Genomic DNA, 16,685 nt, shown 5'->3' with positions numbered 1-16,685 from the left:
TGTCAGATATTCTGATCCATGGTCTCAGCCGGTATTTCGTCATTGCGATGGATGCGCACGACAGTGGCCGGAACGCCGGCGACGGTGCAATGAGCAGGCACCGGCTTCAGCACGACGCTGCCGGCGGCGATCTTGCTGAAGGCGCCGATTTCAATATTGCCAAGAATTTTCGCGCCGGCGCCGATCATCACGCCGTGCCGGATCTTCGGGTGCCGGTCTCCGGTTTCCTTGCCTGTGCCGCCGAGGGTGACGTTCTGCAGGATCGAAACCTCATCTTCGATGACGGCAGTTTCACCGATCACGATTCCCGAGCCGTGGTCGAGCATGATCGAAGAACCTATCCTGGCCGCCGGATGGATGTCCGGGCCGAAGACCAGCGAGGCGAGGTTGGAAAGCCAGCTTGCAATCTCGTGCCGGCCATTGATCCAGAGCGCATGGGCAATGCGGTGCGTTTGCAGGGCGTGGAAACCTTTGAGGTTCAACAGCGCGTGCAAACAGGTGGTGCAGGCGGGATCGCGCTCGCGCACGGCCAGAATATCGGCTTCGATGGCAGCGCAGATATCGGCACGCTCCAGCAATATGCCGTGAAACAGCCGGAAGAGGTCTTCGGTGTCGACGCTCGCTACGGCCAGGCGTGCCGAGATGACGTGCGCGATGATATCAGCATCGCTTGCTACGCCGATGATCTGCGTTTCGAGCAAAGCCCGCAGCGTCGGCTCGCGCGTTGCAAGGTCCGTCGCTTCAGCGCGGATTGCCGTCCAGACGGACGCGAAGGCGCCCAATTCCCTTACGGCTTTGTCAGAAGCTTGCATTTCAGGTTCCTTGTTCCTGCGGTCGGCGCGGCGGTATTTCAGCGGCCGGCGGGATCGGCATTATACATCGGTTCCGCCAAGCGGCACCAATGATAGAGTACGTCGGGCTCGCCTTCCTCATTGCTGCTGCCGTCGGTTTCTTCAATGGGCGAGAAGCCATGCGATTGATAGAAGGCGCGGGCGTGGTGATTTCGCTGGAACCTCCATAGACGAATATCGTCCATGTCGGTCATTGCCGCGGAGAGAAGTCGCGTGCCGATCCCTGAACCCTGACGATCGGGCAGGACGTAAAGCTGCTCGATCCAGCCTTTGCCGTAGGCAATAATGCCAGCCAGTTCACCATCAACGAGAGCGCCGAGAACGGTATATTCCGCAAGCAAATGCGGTTGCCAGTAGGCCGCGTCTTCCTGAGGGCTGTGCAGGTCGGGCAGATCCGGCAGGGCGCGCCACAGTGCGATCCGCCGCACCATGGCCGCCTGGTACATGTGTCCGCTATCGAGAGCCCGAACGTCCAGCACCACGGAATCAGGCAGCCGCGATATCCACCACGCCGCAGTCGCCGGCCTCGGAGGCGAAGGCAAGCAGCTTGCCGTTCTTGCTCCAGCTCATGCTGGTGATGGCGCTCTTGCCAGGGCGGCGCAGCAGCGCTTCCTTGCTGTCGGCGAGGCGAACGGCAAGGATCATGCCGTCGATGAAGCCGATGGCGAGGATGTCCTCGGCAGGATGGAATTTCACTGCGGTCGCCATGATGTTTGCACGGGTGCCGAGTTCCAGCGGCGCCTTGCCCATCGGGCCGTCCTTGCCCTGGAAGGGCCAGACGATAGCAGCCGGTGCGCCCGAGGAGGCGAGCCACTTGCCCTTAGCCGACCAGGAGAGCGACTTTACCTTGGCCGGGTAGCCGGTCATGCGCATATGGCGAGCTTCGGCGCCCGATTTGACGTCGAGCTTCCAGCCGTGCAGCGCGTTTTCCTGCATGGAGGTCACGAGGAAATTGCCGTCAGGCGAGAAGGTCACGCCGGTATGAGCGCCTTTCCATTCGAGATCAACAGGCTTTGCACTCATGCCGACCCAGTGCAGCGAGACGCCATTATAGCGGGCAGCCGCGATCCGCAGGCCCTTCGGTGCAAAAGCGATGCCCTCGACCGTGCGCTCTTCCGGAAATTCCTTGGTCGTACCATCGGCAAGACGTACGAGCGTGCTCTTGCCATAGGAATAGGCGACGGCGCCCTGTGGGCCGGCCGCAACCTGCGAAATCCACTTGCGCGGCGCCGACGCGATCTCACTGATATTGCCGTTCACATCAACACGCAGAACCTTGCCGTCCTCGCCGCCGGAAATCAGGCTTTCGGTGTAGGGATCGCGGATGGCCGTCAGCATACCCTGATGGGCTTCGATGACCTTGTCGCTGCCTTCCAGCCGGTGAAAGGTGCCGCTGGCACTCGCGAAGAAGGGGACATCACCTAAAAATTCGACGGCCAGAACGTGGCCGTCGAGATCAAGCGGTGCAACTGTTGGCATCAGGCGGCAGCCTCGCAGGCCTTGAAGGATTCTTCGAGTTTCACGCGGTCGAGATCGCGGCCGATGAACACAAGACGGGTCTCGTGCTTTTCGCCATCCTTCCAGGGACGCTGATGGTCGCCTTCGATGATCATGTGTACGCCCTGGACGACATAGCGCTCGGCGTCATCCTTGAAGGCGATGATGCCTTTGAGGCGCAGGATGTTCGGGCCCTGCGTCTGGGTGATACGCTGGATCCAGGGGAAGAAGCGCTCCGGGTTCATCTCGCCGCCGCGCAGCGATACGGACTGAACCGTCACGTCATGGATGGCTGACATCTCGCCGTGGTGATGGTGATGATGATCGTGATCGTGATCGTGATCGTGATCGTGATCGTGATGATGGTGGTCGTGATCGCAGTCCGGGCCGCAGACATGATCGTCATGACCGTGTTCAAGGAAATGCGGGTCGTTTTCCAGCGCGCGCTCGAGATTGAAGGCGCCCTGGTCGAGAACGCGGGCGAGATCGACGCCCGAACGGCTGGTCTTGTAAACGCGCGCGGCCGGGTTGATGGCGCGTACGATATCCTCGATTTGATCCAGTTCTGCCGCTGTGACGAGGTCGGTCTTGTTGATGATGACCACATCGGCGAAGGCGATCTGGTCTTCGGCCTCGCGGCTGTCCTTCAGGCGCAGCGGCAGGTGCTTGGCATCGACGAGGGCGACAACGGCGTCGAGTTCGGTCTTGGAGCGTACGTCGTCATCCATGAAGAAGGTCTGGGCAACCGGAACCGGATCGGCGAGGCCTGTGGTTTCGACGATAATGCCATCGAAGCGGCCGGGGCGGCGCATCAGGCCTTCGACGACGCGGATCAGGTCGCCGCGAACTGTGCAGCATACGCAGCCATTGTTCATTTCGTAGATTTCTTCATCGGATTCGACAATCAGGTCGTTGTCGATGCCGATCTCGCCGAACTCGTTGACGATGACTGCATATTTCTTGCCGTGGTTTTCGGAAAGAATGCGGTTGAGAAGCGTTGTTTTGCCCGCACCGAGATAACCGGTGAGGACAGTAACGGGAATGGGCTTCTGCTGTGTCTGGATCGCGTCGGTCATGAGAACCTCTAGGATAGGGCCTTCACCCCGAAGGCAAAGTCCGGGGCTCGAATGGGTCGGTTTCATATAGGCGCTTGGAAGCGGCAGTTCAAAGGGTTTTGTATGTTATAAGATCACATTGCCCGTGCGCAAAGTCGAGGTGGTCAGCGCAGCGTTTCGGCGTTGAAGACATCGACATCCTGCAGGAGCTCCACCAGCCCCCTGACAGCATGTGTTATCAGCGCCTCGCCCTTTTCGGCTGTCGCCTTTGCAGCATTGCCGGCGACGCCTTGCGGGTTCAGATCCGACATCTTCCAGCCGAAAGCATGTGGACCATAGGCACGCAGGTGCTTGAAGCGTTGGGCGAACTCCGTCTGGCTGGAAGGAAATGCGGCCGCCTTCGTCATATCAACTCTCTCCGGATAAAGAGCGAGCATGACGGACGTTTCGATATCGCCACCATGAATGTCGATCGCCTTTTCTTCCGGCGAGATTATGCCACCAGGCACGCCGAAACGTGTCCAACTGGTGGCGACGGCGAGCATGTGGAAGCGCACGCGCGCTTCTGTTGCGACAATAGTCATCAGCGGCGAGTTGCCGCCATGGGCATTCAGCATCACGAACTTACGGATGCCGATCGTCGAAAGCTCTTCCGCGATACTTAGCCAGCGCTTCACAGCTGTTTCAAAAGGAAGCGTCTTCGTTCCTTCAACATCCATGTGCTCTAAGGAGTAGCCGACCGATTCGACAGGGAGTACGGTAACGGGCAAACCGGCCGGCAGGGCGGTATTCAGCCTGTTGACGATACCCTGCGCGATCAGAGCGTCGGTTTCGAAGGGCAGATGCGGGCCGTGCTGTTCATGTGCGCCGAGTGGCAGGACTGCAATCCAGTGCCGCCGGGCGTCCGGAGCGAGCGCGGGATCATTGTCCTCGAAACGGAACGACGGAACCAACATCGGGTGTTGCCTCTTGTTTATGACGAGATCATCGGCAATGTCATAACGCAGCCTGGGCAGTGCTTAAAGATCAAAGGGATGGCGATGGGCAAGAAGCATAAGGACGGCAAGAAGCACAAGAAAAAGAAGGATCAAACCGAGTACACACTCGCAGATCTTTCGCCCGCCTTGACACAGGCTGCCCGTTCCATGCGTACAGTCCTGTCGCGCAACCTGCTCGAAAGCGGCCTCTATGCCGGTCAGGACGGGGTCGTCCTTTCGCTTGCCGAAAGCGACGGCATGACGGCCGGCGGGCTTGCCCAGAAGCTCGGTGTCAAGGCGCCCACCATGACCCGCACCATCGGCCGTATGGAGGCTCAAGGCTTCCTGAAGCGCAAGCCCGACGCCGAAGATGCCCGCCTCACCAAGGTCTATCTCACTGAACTCGGCCGCGGCAGCGTGAAGGCGATCGAGCTTGCCGCTTCTTCCTGCGACAAGCTTGCGACCCTTGATTTCTCCGAAAAGGAAATTCGCAATCTGGTGCGACTGCTGAAGGCGATTGACGCCAATCTGCAGGCGGAGGCCGTGCATGCCGAGGAAGATGAAGAAGACTGAAAATTTCCTCAAAAGGCGAATTGCCTGTATCGCTTAAATCTTTTAATTAAATTTTTTAAGGCTGCCGCTGCACCGCGACAGTCCCTTACCGGCTTCACGCGTTGCCTGGAGGAGGAAACGTGGCGCAGAAGATCAAGCTTTCAACGATTGCAGAAACGCTCGGCATATCAACGGCGACTGTTTCGCTGGCCTTACGCGATAGCCCGCTGGTAGCCGGCAATACGCGGGAGAAGATCAAGGAACAGGCGCGTGCGCTCGGTTACATTTACAATCGCCGCGCCGCCAGCCTTCGTACCTCGCGCTCAGGTATTATCGGCGTCGTCGTCCACGACATCATGAACCCCTTCTACGGGGAAATCCTGAAGGCGATCGAAAGCGAGCTCGATCGCAGCCGCCACACCTTCATTCTTTCCAACCATTACGATTCAGTCGAGAAGCAGCGCACCTTCATCGAGACCCTGCTTCAGCTTGGCGGCGATGGGGTCATCATGTCTCCAGCGATCGGCACGCCACCGGAGGATATCCAGCTTGCGGAGGAAAACGGAATGCCGGCTATCCTCGTCGCGCGCTCCATGGACAGCCAGGACGTTCCGACCTATCGCGGCGACGACAGCTATGGCATTTCGCTTGCCACCAATCATTTGATCGGCCTCGGACACCGGACGATCGCCATGATCGGCGGCACGGACCAGACCTCGACCGGGCGTGACCGCTATCAGGGTTACGTCAATGCGTTGCGCAAGGCCGGCATCGAGGTCGATCCGAACCTGCGTATTCCCGGCCCACGCTCGAAGCAGGGTGGTTTCGAGGCCGCGGTGCATTTCCTGTCGCTGCCGCAGAAGCCGACAGCCGCGGTCTGCTGGAATGATCTGGTCGCCATTGGCCTGATGAACGGCATTGCCCGCGCCGGCCTCGTGCCCGGCAGCGATATCTCGGTCACTGGTTATGACGATCTGGAAGAGGCTTCGATTGCGACACCGGCGCTGACCACCGTCTGGAACGGTCAGACCGAGGTTGGACGTCTTGCCGCCCGCGCCCTACTTGACCGATTAGCCGGCAGCCATGAACCTGACGGGATCCATCTCATCAAGCCGGAAATGCGTATCCGCCAGTCCACCAGCCCTTATCGGCCACGTAGCTGACTGCCGAAGCCAAGAGGAAAAGCTATGTCACGTATTGCCGTTCTCGTGCCCGGGAAGATGCATGATCGCGTTCTCGCCCGACTAAAGGATCGTTTCGAGGTCATCAGCGTCAAGCGCGAGGAAAGGCTTGATCTCGATGCCGAAACAGCAAAACGCATCCGCGGCGTGGCGATCAGCGGTGCCTTCCCGGCTGCCTGGTTCGAACAGCTGCCGTCTATAGAGATAGTTGCCAGCTTCGGCGTGGGTTATGACGGCATCGATGCGAAGCTCGCGGGGTCCAGGAGCATTATCGTCACCAACACACCCGATGTGTTGAATGACGAGGTGGCCGATACGGCGATTGCGCTTCTTCTCAACGCCATCCGCGAAATCCCCAAGGCGGAGAACTGGCTCAGGGATGGCAACTGGAAGCCAGGCGCTTCCTATCCGTTAACGCGCTTTTCGCTGAAAGGCCGGCATATAGGTCTCTACGGGCTCGGACGCATCGGGCTTGAAATCGCCAAGCGACTGGAACCCTTCAAGGTAAAGATCAGCTATCATACCCGCTCGCGTCATGCCGATGCGCCCTACGATTATCACCCGACGCTGAAGGGGCTCGCCGAGGCCGTCGATACGCTGATTGCGATCGTGCCGAAGACACCGCAGACGCATAAGACTGTCAACGCGGAGGTTCTCGCTGCACTTGGCCCCAATGGAGTCCTGGTCAACGTCGGCCGCGGATGGACGGTGGATGAAGATGACTTGGTTGCCGCGCTGAATGCGGGCACGATTGGTGCTGCCGGGCTGGATGTTTTCTACGACGAGCCGAATGTTCCGGCGGGACTGTTGGCTGCCCCGAATACTGTCCTGTTGCCGCATGTGGCCTCGGCTTCGATTCCGACGCGCAATGCTATGGCGGATCTGGTGGCCGCAAACCTCATCACCTGGTTCGAACAGGGCAAGGCGGTTACCCCGGTAGCGGAAACGCCGTTCAGGCGGTAACCATCGGCGGCCCCTCCGCGAAGGCGGAGGGAGCTTTCGCTTTTTCCTTTTTTGCCCTTGGAGTTTTTCCTGTTTCCCTACTTGGTCGACCGGGAAGGATTGGCTATGGTTAGAGCGGGTCGCGCCATCTGTTGCGGCCGTAATTGTCATCGGCGGCATTTCGCCGTCTCAAGCTTATACGTAGCGATTTGATCGGGGAGCGTCCGCTCCGCCCGGCGTCTTTTCACGCCGGCAGCCGACACTTTCTGGAAGGAGGCAGAAAATGGATTATCGCAAGCTCGGTCCCAGCGGGGCCGTCGTCACCGCATATTGCCTGGGTACCATGACTTTCGGGAAGGAGTCCGATGAGGCGGCTTCCTTCAAAATGCTCGACGACTATTTTGCCTGGGGCGGCAATTTTATCGACACCGCTGACGTCTACAGCGCCGGTGCATCGGAGGAAATCATCGGCCGCTGGCTCAAGGCTCGCCCCACACAGGCAAAGCAGGCCGTGATCGCCACCAAGGGCCGCTTCCCGATGGGTGACGGACCGAACGATATCGGCCTTTCCCGCCGTCACCTCAATCAGGCGCTGAACGACTCGCTGCACCGCCTCGGCGTCGAGCATATCGATCTCTACCAGATGCATGCCTGGGATGCGCTGACACCGATCGAGGAGACGCTGCGCTTCCTCGATGATGCCGTTCGCGCCGGCAAGATCGGTTACTATGGCTTCTCCAACTATGTCGGCTGGCACATTGCCAAGGCCTCTGAAATTGCCAAGGCCCAGGGCTATACGCGACCAGTGACGCTGCAGCCGCAGTACAACCTGCTGATGCGCGACATCGAGCTCGAGATCGTCGATGCCTGCCAGGATGCCGGCATGGGCCTGCTGCCCTGGTCGCCACTCGGCGGTGGGTGGCTGACTGGCAAATACAAGCGCGACGAAATGCCGACGGGTGCGACGCGACTCGGTGAAAATCCCAATCGCGGCGGCGAGGCCTACGCTGCCCGTAACGCACAGGAGCGGACCTGGGATATCATCAGCATCGTCGAGGAGATCGCCAAGGCACGCGGCGTCAGCATGGCGCAGGTGGCGCTTTCCTGGGTGGCTGCGCGTCCGGCCGTGACTTCGGTCATTCTCGGTGCTCGCACGTCCGAACAACTTGCCGACAATCTTGCTGCCGCGGAATTCGTGCTCTCGGCCGAAGAGACGGCAAAGCTCAATGAGGTCAGCGCACCGACTCCGGGACAATATCCCTATGGCGTCAACGGTACCAACCAGCGTCATCGCAAGATCGAAGGTGGTCGCTGAGCCGTTCGATCAGCAAGAAAAAGGCCGTCGGAGCGATCCGGCGGCCTTTTTTGTTTCAGGCGATTGCATGCGCCGGGCGCGAAGGCAACTTGCCGGCGGCGTAGTCTCTGACGGCATCGCCGAAGGCGGTGAAGAGCTTGTTGGAGGGCTTGTCGGTCTCAGCCCAATATTCCGGATGCCATTGCACGCCGACGGCGAAGGCCTTGGCGTCGATGACGGAAACGGCTTCAATCGTGCCGTCCTCTGCTGTAGCTTCGACTTGCAGGCGCGGGGCGGTCTTGGCGATTGCCTGGCGATGCAGCGAGTTGACGCGAATCTCACCGGCGCCGATGATACCAGCGATGCAGGAGCCTTCCTTGACGAAGACGCTCTGGCGGATCGCATACATGCCGTCGCGATCCTTCACATCGGGTTTCCGGTGGTCCCAGATGCCGGGCTGTTCCTGGATTTCGCTCGCAAGCGAGCCGCCCAGTGCAACGTTCAGCTCCTGAATGCCGCGGCAGATGGCAAGAAGCGGGATAGCCCGGTCGATGGCGCGGCGGATGAGCGGCAGGCTGGTAGCATCGCGGGCCGGGTCGAAGGGGCCATCAGCTTCGATGGCTTCGATACCGTAGAGCGAGGGATGCACATTGCTTGCCGAGCCGGATACCAGCACGCCGTCCACGCGATCGAGAATGGCATCTGTGTCATAGCCTTCCTCAAAAGCGGGAATGATGAAGGCCATTACACCGGCGGCATTCAGCGCCGCGCGCACATATTGATGCTGGACGGCATGCCAGGTTGCGCCATCAAGGCTGCGGATGTCGGCGGGAATGGCAACGATCGGTTTCGTCATTTTTGCCCCGAAGAAAACAATATCGGACGTTTGTGCGGCCTGATCGACCGTAAAGTCAACGCTTGGATGCACCCGGTGGCCAAATTGCGGCGCCTCGGCGACTTAGCTACCATGGCGCAAGCTAAGCCGCTGATTCCGATCAATGTGTGAGCCGTGCCACAGAAGCGTTGTGATCCCAAAGACTAATGGACGAAAGCTTGAAACGCTTCTTCCGCCATGCTTAGCTTTACCATTGCTGCGGGTAGGGATGAGGATTGACTGCGCAGTGCCATCTTTACGGGAGATTTTTGATGGATCGTCGTTCATTTATGAAAAAAGCGGGAACAGCCGGCGCCAGCGCCGTTGCCGCAACTGCTTTGGCAGCGCCTGCAATTGCGCAGGAGAACCCGAAGATTGCCTGGCGCATGACTTCGTCGTTTCCAAAGAGCCTGGATACGATCTATGGCGGCGCCGAAGATATTGCCAAGCATGTTGCGGCTGCAACCGACGGCAATTTCACGATCCAGCCTTTCGCCGCCGGCGAAATCGTTCCTGGCCTGCAAGCTGTTGATGCGGTCGCGGCAGGTACTGTCGAGGCAGCTCACACAACCTCCTATTATTTCGTCGGCAAGGATCCGACCTACGCCATCGGAACGGCCATTCCGTTCGGACTGAACAGCCGCCTGACCAATGCCTGGTTTTACCAGGGCAACGGCAATACGCTGATGAACGAATTCTATGCCACGCAGGGAATGTACGCCCTGCCGGCCGGCAATACCGGTGCGCAGATGGGCGGCTGGTTCCGCAAGGAAATCAATACGCTCGATGATCTCAAAGGCGTTAAGATGCGTATTGCCGGTCTCGCCGGCCGCGTCATGGAAAAGGTCGGAGTCATCCCTCAACAAATCGCCGGTGGCGACATCTACCCGGCGCTGGAAAAAGGGACGATCGACGCAGCAGAATTCGTTGGCCCTTACGACGACTTGAAGCTTGGTTTCCACAAGGTGGCAAAGTATTACTATTATCCGGGCTGGTGGGAAGGCGGTCCGACGGTGCATGCCTTCTTCAATCTCGATAAGTGGAGCAACTTGCCGAAACACTATCAGGCAGCGCTCAGCGACGCCTGCGCCTTTGCCAACACCAACATGCTGGCAAAGTACGATACGAAGAACCCGAGCGCGCTGAAGCAGCTCGTCGCGGAAGGGGCTACCCTACGACCGTTCAGCCAGGAGATCATGGAAGCCTGCTTCCAGGCCGCGATGGGCATCTATAGCGAAATTTCCGGCACGAACCAGCATTTCAAGAAGATCTATGATGATCAGACCGCTTTTAAGAGAGATGCCTATCTTTGGATGCAGCTTTCGGAATACACATTCGACACGTTCATGATGATCCAGCAACGTGCGGGTAAGATCTAAGGTTTCGATCGATACTCGTCGTAGTCCACTCAAAACCCCGGATGAAGATCCGGGGTTTTTGCTTTCGTGCAATCGTTTTACTGCGCGGGGATCGGCGGGGGCGCGCTTGGCAGGGTCGGCAAAGTGAGGCCTGGAATCTGCGGCGAGCCGTTGCCTCCACCTGGCTGTCCCAATGATGGCAGGCCAAGCTGGCCGCCGAAGCCCGGCACCTCGATCTTGATGGAGTTGGGGTCCACCTTCGGACCGTGATCCAGCCAATAGGTGACCGACTCGGGCCAGAGGATCACGATCGCCACGAGAATGAGCTGCATCCCGACCCAGGGCAGGGCGCCCAGGTAGATGTCCTTGGTGCGGACATCCCTATTGGCGATGGAGCGCAGGTAGAAGAGCGCGAAGCCGAAGGGCGGGTGCATGAAGCTCGTCTGCATGTTCACGCAGATCAATACACCGAACCAGATGAGATCGATGCCGAGATTGGAGGCCACCGGCGCCAGCATCGGGATGACAATGAAGGCGATCTCGAAGAAATCCAGAAAGAACGCCAGGATGAAGATAAAGATGTTGACGAAGATCAGAAAGCCGACCGGGCCGCCAGGAAGGCCCGAGAGCATGTGCTCGATCCAGCGCGAGCCGTCCATGCCCTGGAAAACCAGGCTGAAGCAGGTCGAGCCGATCAGGATCATCACCACCATCGAGGTGATGTGTGTGGTCGAACTCATGGCCTCGCGGATCAGCGGCCAGGTGAGGCGGCCGTGCAGGGCGGCAAGTACCATGGCGCCGACGACGCCGAGGGCGCCGGCTTCCGTCGGCGTAGCGAGACCCATGAAGATGGTGCCGAGCACGAGGAAGATCAGCACGATCGAGGGGATCATGCCCCAGAGCACCTTCATCAGCAGCGCCCAGTCGAAATCGCCGCGGACCTCCTTCGGCAGCGGCGGCATCGCCTTCGGGTTGATGATGGAGAGGACCAGGATGTAGGCGACGAAGATCGCCACCTGCAAGATCGAAGGGCCGATTGCGCCGAGATACATGTCGCCGACCGAGCGGCCGAGCTGGTCGGCAAGCACCACGAGCACGAGTGAGGGCGGAATGACCTGGGTGATCGTACCAGAGGCGGCGATGACACCGGTTGCGAGCCGCGGGCTGTAGCCGTAGCGCAGCATGATCGGCAGGGAGATGACGCCCATGGTGATGACGGAGGCTGCTACCGTGCCGGTGATGGCGCCGAGTACGGCACCGACCAGGATCACCGCATAGGCGAGGCCGCCGGGGATGCCTCCGAAGAGCTTGCCGGTGCCTTCGAGCAGGTCTTCGGCCAGCCCGCATCGCTCCAATACTGAGCCCATGAAGGTGAAAAAGGGGATTGCCAGCAGAAGGTCATTGGAGACGATGCCGAAGAAGCGCAGCGGCAGTGCCTGCAGGAGGGCCTCCTCGAAGTGACCCGTCGCGATGCCGATGATGCCGAAGAAAAGGCCGACGGCGGCCAGCGAAAAGGCGACGGGAAAGCCGTAGAGCATGAAAATGACCATGCCCAGGAACATCGCCGGCGGGATGATACCGTAGTCAAACAAATCCGTTTCTCCTGACGCCGAGTTACTGCAGCGGCTTTTCATATTTCGTATCGATCTCGATGGAGCCGGTCAGCGCGGCGATCCTCTTGATCAATTCCGAAATGCCCTGGAGGGTCAGGAGAACGAAGCCGGCAAAGAGCATCAGCTTCACGGGCCAGCGGATGAGGCCGCCGGCATTGCCGGAAATCTCGCCCTGCTGATAGGCGAGCAGGAAAAAGGGCCAGCAGCTAAACGAAAGAAAAACGCAGACCGGGATGAGGAAGACGGTCAAGCCGACGATGTCGATCCAGATCTTTGCCCTCTCTGAGACTGAGCCGTAAATCAGGTCGACGCGCACATGCTCGTTCTTGCGCAAAGTGTGCGAGGCGCCGAGCACGACGACAAAGGCGAAGAGGTACCACTGAATTTCCAGCCAGCCGTTCGAGCTATAGTTGAATGCGTAGCGCACTACCGCATTGCCAGCGCTGATCAGGCAGCAGAACAGCACCATATATTCGGACAGTTTGCCAATGAACTCGCTGATCGAGTCGATCAGTCGGCTGACGGCCAAAAATACCGGCATTCGCCTCCCCTTATTGTCTTGCCGTTTTACGGCAGTTCTCCCTCTGCAACCGGTGTAAACCAGGGTTTTTAAAATTGGAAGGATAAATGGCCCGCCTTGGAATATAGTCTTATGACGGCTAAAGGGCCGCGATCCCGCCGGAAACCTCACAACTCAGGGGCGGATATATTTTTCATATGTCTCGCGACAAAGCTGCATTCTCGCGCTCTGGCTGTACGGTTCACCCTTAGGTTTTAGAAAAATTGACCAAATGTTTGAACCCATTGAAATCATTTTTTAAAAGGTTCGGCTTACATTCCCCGCGCACAGGGAAAGTATGGATGAAGCCACATAACCCGAACAGGGTCCCTAAGGATGTGTATCTGTCGTTTGTGAGTTCCCTGTCCGGGAACCGCATGACGCTGTTGGCTGGCGTCATTGTACACTCCGCAACCTTCCTTGCCGTCGCCGCGAAAACTCAGTCTCCGGTCTATATATTTCTGGCTGTCGCCGTCATCATAGTGTTCTGTGCCCGCATGGCGATTTTCCGCCTGTTCGACAAGGTAGACAAGGAGAAGCTCTCCTTTGCCGAGATAGAGCGCTGGGAGAAGGTTCTCGTGGTCGGCGCAGCCGGAATCACCACGCTTCTTGGCATCGGCAGCGGGTATGCCATCTTTTTCACTCGCGATTCCTTCGCCGAGCTTGCCTGTATTGCAGTGACCATGGCGACGATGGTTTCCGTCGTCGGTCGCAACTATGGCTCGCGCATGGCGGTCGATCTGCAGACCTTTTCCTGCTGCCTGCCGATGATCATCTGCAGCGTCATGACGCTGGATTTCTATCGCGGCATCCTGTCGGTCTTTCTCATACCATTCTGGCTGACGACACGGGCCATGGCGACCGGCGTGCGCGAATTCCTCTACGAGAACGTGATCGCGCGCCGCGAAATCGCCTCGATCGCCGACCGCTTCGACACGGCGCTGAACAATATGCCGCACGGCCTCGTCATGGTCGATGAGGAGAACCGGATCCAGGTCATCAACCGCAAGGCCTGCGAACTTTTGAAGATCGGTGCACCCGACCGGCTGAAGGATCGCGATCTCGGTGCTGTGTTGCGCTATGGCGCGCGCTACAGCTTCATGGACGCGTCGCAACCCGAACTCATCCTGCGGCAGCTGACGCAGGTTGCAGAAGGCAGCCTGTCGCGTACGCTCATTCATTTTCCCGAGGGGTTGTCGCTGGAATTCTCCGCGAGCCGGCGTGCAGATGGCGGTGCCGTATTGATCTTTGAAGACGTTTCGAGCCGCGTGAAGGCCGAGCAGAAGATCCTGCATATGGTGCGCTTCGATGCGCTGACGGGGCTGCCGAACCGCGAATATTTCGGCCAGCGCGTGCAGGACTACCTCACCAGGCATTCGAAGAAGCGCGGTCCTCTCGGCTTCATGATCCTCGATATCGACGAGTTCAAGCATGTCAATGACATGCGGGGCCATGTCACGGGCGACCATCTGCTCTGTGCGATCGCCATGCGGGTCAAGGAGGTGGCTGGCAATGCCATCGTCGGCCGGCTGATGGGCGACCAGTTTATCCTGTTCTTTCCGCATGCGCGTGACAAACAGGTGCTGGATGCCGATATCCGCAAGCTGCATGCTGCGGTCCAGGGCCAGTATGAAGTCGATGAAGTCACTTTCCTCGTTTCGCTCAGCGCCGGCTATGCGGTTCTTGAGAGCGACGTCTTCGCCATGGACGAATGGAGCGTCAAGGCGGACCTGGCGCTGTTCGAAAGCAAGTCGCGCTTAAAGGGTGGCATCACCGGATTCGAGCGCGAAATGGACGGCCGCTATATCGAGCAGCAGAAGCTCAAGGCGGATCTGCGTGATGCCGTTGCCGCAAACGCGCTGCACCTCGTCTTCCAGCCGATGTTCAAGGCGGATGGCACGCGCATTGAATGCGCCGAGGCACTGGCTCGCTGGGTGCATCCGGAAAAGGGCTCCATTCCGCCCGACGTCTTCATCCGCCTTGCCGAAGAGATGGGCATCATCTCGCAGATCACGCGATTCGTGCTCTTCAAGGCTTGCGAAGAATGCATGAACTGGCCGGATCATATCGCCGTTTCCGTCAACCTGTCTGCGCGCGACCTGCGCGACGCGGATATCCTGTCGGTCGTTTCGGATGCGTTGGCGCATTCCCGTCTCGAGGCGTCGCGCCTGCATCTGGAAATCACCGAAAGCAGCCTGATCGATGAGCCGGCTGCCGTTCGCGCAATCCTCGCCGAACTCCGCAGCCGCGATATCAGCATCGCCATCGACGATTTCGGCACCGGTTTCTCCAGCCTCAGTTATCTCGACACGCTGCCTTTGGATATCGTCAAGATCGACCGTTCCTTCGTACGCAATGTCGTCGAGGATACGCGCCGCCTGAAGCTTTTGCGGGGGACAGTCCATCTTGCGCGCGAACTAGGCCTCAAGATCGTCGTCGAGGGTGTCGAAACCCAGGAACAGCTGGTGCTTCTCAACAAGTACCGGAGCACCGATCTCGTACAGGGTTACGTCTTCTCCCCGCCGATTCCCTCCAAGGAGATCGGCATTCTCTCCCAGGCTCTCAACCGCCGCACCGCGCCGCGCCGCCGCAGCAAGGTCGCCTGATCAGGCGCTGCCTGACGATGTGACGAAGGCCGCATCTGCGGCCGTTAACCTTAATAATTCAAATACGTCCAAAATTCTTATCAAATCTTGCGCTTTTAAAAATCAGATATGATTAATGACCCGTTAACAACGGGGTCCATCATGACGTCTGTCCCTTTGAGTACGAGTGACTTTTCCAAGAAGGTTCTCGAAATTCTTGATAATGTCGAATACCGGCGCGTCGAGAGCACCGAGGACATGGAGGATGTCGAACGCCTGCGTTACAAGGCTTATAAGGCGCATGACACCTTGGCGCTCGCTCCGAAAGGCTTGCTCGACGACACCGATTTCGACAGCCATGCCTATGTTTTCGGTCTGTATTATTATGGTGAGCTCGTCAGTACGATTCGCCTTCACTATGTGACCCCGGAGCACCGCGTCAGCCAATCGGCGGGCGCTTTTCCGGAGGCGATCGATGCGCTCCTCGATGCCGGTCTGACGCTGATCGATCCCGCACGGTTTGCCGCCGATCCGGAGCTGACGGCCGATCTGACATGGATCCCCTATCTGACGCTGCGGCCGAGCATCGTCGCGGCGGCACACTTTCGCGCTCACCGGGTGCTGCAATTCGTTCGCCCGCCACATGCGGCGTTTTATAAACGCGTCTTCTATGCCGATACCGTCGTGCCGGGTCAGAAGGCCAAGAATTACGGGATCGACATGACGCTGATGGCGACCAACGTCATCGAGGTCGGTCGCAAGCTTCTGACGCGTTATCCCTTCTTCATTTCCAGTGCCAGCGAGCAGCGTATGATGTTCGCGCGCGGCCCCGAAAGCACGTTGCCCCCGCTCACCATCATTCCGACCGCCCGTTTCGTGCCGGAGGGTCAGCTCGGGACGGATCTGCCGCTCTGATTTTCTGCAGCGAATGCCCTTTTCACATCAGGAGAAGGGCGTTCCTGCGGCATTCTCATGCATTGCGCTTTTGCCCGTCATTGTGTAATCCCCTGCGGGTAGGGATTTGCCTCGCCGAGGCGGGGGAATCAGGCAGCGCTAAGGCATCTGAGGGAGACGATATTCATGGCCGAACATCATACGGGACCGGTCGAGACCGGCGCGCCGATGGACTATAAGGAACATGAAAGAACCTACGACATGTTCATTGCCGGTACGAAATACGGCACGATGTTCCTTGTTGCCCTGCTGCTTGCCATGACTGCCGGTTTCTTCGGCGGCGCCGGTTTCCTTGGCGGCATCCTCGTCTTCCTCATCATCCTCGTCGCCGGAATCTTCCTGCTCCGCTAAGCGCGGCCCGCGGGAAGACGCGGTCTTCCGAACTTTGTGATG

The 16,685-nt window shown here is 58.9% G+C and carries 16 protein-coding genes; 8 read left to right on the top strand and 8 right to left on the bottom strand.

The window, feature by feature from the left end; genetic code table 11:
• Window positions 1-2 precede the first annotated feature (2 nt).
• The 5 genes from cysE to FHX15_RS16895 all read right to left on the bottom strand — a co-directional run bounded on the left by cysE (window position 3) and on the right by FHX15_RS16895 (window position 4,359).
• Window positions 3-812, bottom strand: a complete 810-nt coding sequence (gene cysE, locus FHX15_RS16915) for a serine O-acetyltransferase (protein ID WP_184399025.1) — start codon at window positions 810-812, stop codon at window positions 3-5.
• Window positions 813-850: 38 nt separating this feature from the next.
• The gene (locus FHX15_RS16910; RefSeq protein ID WP_184399284.1) at window positions 851-1,297 is read right to left on the bottom strand and encodes a GNAT family N-acetyltransferase; all 447 of its coding nucleotides are present in this window, start codon (window positions 1,295-1,297) and stop codon (window positions 851-853) included.
• 40 nt (window positions 1,298-1,337) lie between these two features.
• Window positions 1,338-2,330, bottom strand: a complete 993-nt coding sequence (locus FHX15_RS16905) for a WD40 repeat domain-containing protein (protein ID WP_184399023.1) — start codon at window positions 2,328-2,330, stop codon at window positions 1,338-1,340.
• The gene (locus FHX15_RS16900) at window positions 2,330-3,424 is read right to left on the bottom strand and encodes a CobW family GTP-binding protein (protein ID WP_184399021.1); all 1,095 of its coding nucleotides are present in this window, start codon (window positions 3,422-3,424) and stop codon (window positions 2,330-2,332) included. The genes FHX15_RS16905 and FHX15_RS16900 overlap by 1 nt, the downstream gene beginning before the upstream one ends.
• Window positions 3,425-3,567: 143 nt before the next feature.
• Entirely contained in the window at window positions 3,568-4,359 is a 792-nt protein-coding gene (locus FHX15_RS16895; protein WP_184399019.1) for a creatininase family protein, read from the bottom strand.
• 84 nt (window positions 4,360-4,443) lie between these two features.
• On the opposite strand from FHX15_RS16895, the gene FHX15_RS16890 reads away from it, so the two are divergent.
• From FHX15_RS16890 to FHX15_RS16875, 4 genes are all read left to right on the top strand, one after another.
• A complete protein-coding gene (locus FHX15_RS16890) occupies window positions 4,444-4,953 on the top strand; it encodes a MarR family winged helix-turn-helix transcriptional regulator (RefSeq protein WP_184399017.1) in 510 nt (169 codons plus the stop codon).
• Between the two features lie 119 nt (window positions 4,954-5,072).
• Window positions 5,073-6,095 carry a LacI family DNA-binding transcriptional regulator gene (locus FHX15_RS16885; RefSeq protein ID WP_112544249.1) on the top strand — a complete coding sequence of 341 codons (1,023 nt, stop codon included), beginning with the start codon at window positions 5,073-5,075 and terminating at the stop codon, window positions 6,093-6,095.
• Window positions 6,096-6,119: 24 nt separating this feature from the next.
• Window positions 6,120-7,076, top strand: coding sequence for a 2-hydroxyacid dehydrogenase (locus FHX15_RS16880; RefSeq protein WP_184399015.1), 957 nt, complete (start codon window positions 6,120-6,122; stop codon window positions 7,074-7,076).
• A 262-nt stretch (window positions 7,077-7,338) separates the two neighbouring features.
• Window positions 7,339-8,370, top strand: coding sequence for an aldo/keto reductase (locus FHX15_RS16875; RefSeq protein ID WP_184399013.1), 1,032 nt, complete (start codon window positions 7,339-7,341; stop codon window positions 8,368-8,370).
• 55 nt (window positions 8,371-8,425) lie between these two features.
• Here the strand turns inward: FHX15_RS16875 and FHX15_RS16870 are convergent, their stop codons facing one another.
• The gene (locus tag FHX15_RS16870; RefSeq protein ID WP_184399011.1) at window positions 8,426-9,205 is read right to left on the bottom strand and encodes a gamma-glutamyl-gamma-aminobutyrate hydrolase family protein; all 780 of its coding nucleotides are present in this window, start codon (window positions 9,203-9,205) and stop codon (window positions 8,426-8,428) included.
• Window positions 9,206-9,495: 290 nt separating this feature from the next.
• Here FHX15_RS16870 and FHX15_RS16865 point away from each other — a divergent pair, with 290 nt between their 5' ends.
• Entirely contained in the window at window positions 9,496-10,602 is a 1,107-nt protein-coding gene (locus FHX15_RS16865; RefSeq protein WP_184399009.1) for a TRAP transporter substrate-binding protein, read from the top strand.
• Window positions 10,603-10,679: 77 nt separating this feature from the next.
• On the opposite strand, the gene FHX15_RS16860 is transcribed toward FHX15_RS16865, so the two are convergent.
• Entirely contained in the window at window positions 10,680-12,173 is a 1,494-nt protein-coding gene (locus FHX15_RS16860) for a TRAP transporter large permease subunit (protein ID WP_184399007.1), read from the bottom strand.
• 22 nt (window positions 12,174-12,195) lie between these two features.
• Window positions 12,196-12,735 (bottom strand): TRAP transporter small permease subunit, encoded by a 540-nt coding sequence (locus FHX15_RS16855; RefSeq protein WP_184399005.1) that lies wholly within the window; start codon window positions 12,733-12,735, stop codon window positions 12,196-12,198.
• 320 nt (window positions 12,736-13,055) lie between these two features.
• Here FHX15_RS16855 and FHX15_RS16850 point away from each other — a divergent pair, with 320 nt between their 5' ends.
• The 3 genes from FHX15_RS16850 to FHX15_RS16840 all read left to right on the top strand — a co-directional run bounded on the left by FHX15_RS16850 (window position 13,056) and on the right by FHX15_RS16840 (window position 16,643).
• The gene (locus FHX15_RS16850; protein WP_184399004.1) at window positions 13,056-15,359 is read left to right on the top strand and encodes a putative bifunctional diguanylate cyclase/phosphodiesterase; all 2,304 of its coding nucleotides are present in this window, start codon (window positions 13,056-13,058) and stop codon (window positions 15,357-15,359) included.
• 141 nt (window positions 15,360-15,500) lie between these two features.
• Window positions 15,501-16,253 carry an N-acyl amino acid synthase FeeM domain-containing protein gene (locus tag FHX15_RS16845; RefSeq protein WP_184399002.1) on the top strand — a complete coding sequence of 251 codons (753 nt, stop codon included), beginning with the start codon at window positions 15,501-15,503 and terminating at the stop codon, window positions 16,251-16,253.
• 165 nt (window positions 16,254-16,418) lie between these two features.
• Window positions 16,419-16,643 (top strand): aa3-type cytochrome c oxidase subunit IV, encoded by a 225-nt coding sequence (locus FHX15_RS16840; RefSeq protein ID WP_184399000.1) that lies wholly within the window; start codon window positions 16,419-16,421, stop codon window positions 16,641-16,643.
• Window positions 16,644-16,685: the final 42 nt, after the last annotated feature.

Origin of the sequence: Rhizobium sp. BK650 (assembly GCF_014195325.1) — a bacterium.
In the GTDB taxonomy this organism is placed as follows: domain Bacteria; phylum Pseudomonadota; class Alphaproteobacteria; order Rhizobiales; family Rhizobiaceae; genus Rhizobium.
This window is presented reverse-complemented; position numbering and strand designations above follow the sequence as displayed.

What these genes read in the sequence shown, in the direction of transcription:
- cysE (WP_184399025.1), bottom strand. Translation starts at nt 812, where the DNA reads ATGCAAGCTTCTGACAAAGCCGTAAGGGAATTGGGCGCCTTCGCGTCC.
- FHX15_RS16910 (WP_184399284.1), bottom strand. Translation starts at nt 1,297, where the DNA reads ATGTACCAGGCGGCCATGGTGCGGCGGATCGCACTGTGGCGCGCCCTG.
- FHX15_RS16905 (WP_184399023.1), bottom strand. Translation starts at nt 2,330, where the DNA reads ATGCCAACAGTTGCACCGCTTGATCTCGACGGCCACGTTCTGGCCGTC.
- FHX15_RS16900 (WP_184399021.1), bottom strand. Translation starts at nt 3,424, where the DNA reads ATGACCGACGCGATCCAGACACAGCAGAAGCCCATTCCCGTTACTGTC.
- FHX15_RS16895 (WP_184399019.1), bottom strand. Translation starts at nt 4,359, where the DNA reads ATGTTGGTTCCGTCGTTCCGTTTCGAGGACAATGATCCCGCGCTCGCT.
- FHX15_RS16890 (WP_184399017.1), top strand. Translation starts at nt 4,444, where the DNA reads ATGGGCAAGAAGCATAAGGACGGCAAGAAGCACAAGAAAAAGAAGGAT.
- FHX15_RS16880 (WP_184399015.1), top strand. Translation starts at nt 6,120, where the DNA reads ATGTCACGTATTGCCGTTCTCGTGCCCGGGAAGATGCATGATCGCGTT.
- FHX15_RS16875 (WP_184399013.1), top strand. Translation starts at nt 7,339, where the DNA reads ATGGATTATCGCAAGCTCGGTCCCAGCGGGGCCGTCGTCACCGCATAT.
- FHX15_RS16870 (WP_184399011.1), bottom strand. Translation starts at nt 9,205, where the DNA reads ATGACGAAACCGATCGTTGCCATTCCCGCCGACATCCGCAGCCTTGAT.
- FHX15_RS16865 (WP_184399009.1), top strand. Translation starts at nt 9,496, where the DNA reads ATGGATCGTCGTTCATTTATGAAAAAAGCGGGAACAGCCGGCGCCAGC.
- FHX15_RS16855 (WP_184399005.1), bottom strand. Translation starts at nt 12,735, where the DNA reads ATGCCGGTATTTTTGGCCGTCAGCCGACTGATCGACTCGATCAGCGAG.
- FHX15_RS16850 (WP_184399004.1), top strand. Translation starts at nt 13,056, where the DNA reads ATGAAGCCACATAACCCGAACAGGGTCCCTAAGGATGTGTATCTGTCG.
- FHX15_RS16845 (WP_184399002.1), top strand. Translation starts at nt 15,501, where the DNA reads ATGACGTCTGTCCCTTTGAGTACGAGTGACTTTTCCAAGAAGGTTCTC.
- FHX15_RS16840 (WP_184399000.1), top strand. Translation starts at nt 16,419, where the DNA reads ATGGCCGAACATCATACGGGACCGGTCGAGACCGGCGCGCCGATGGAC.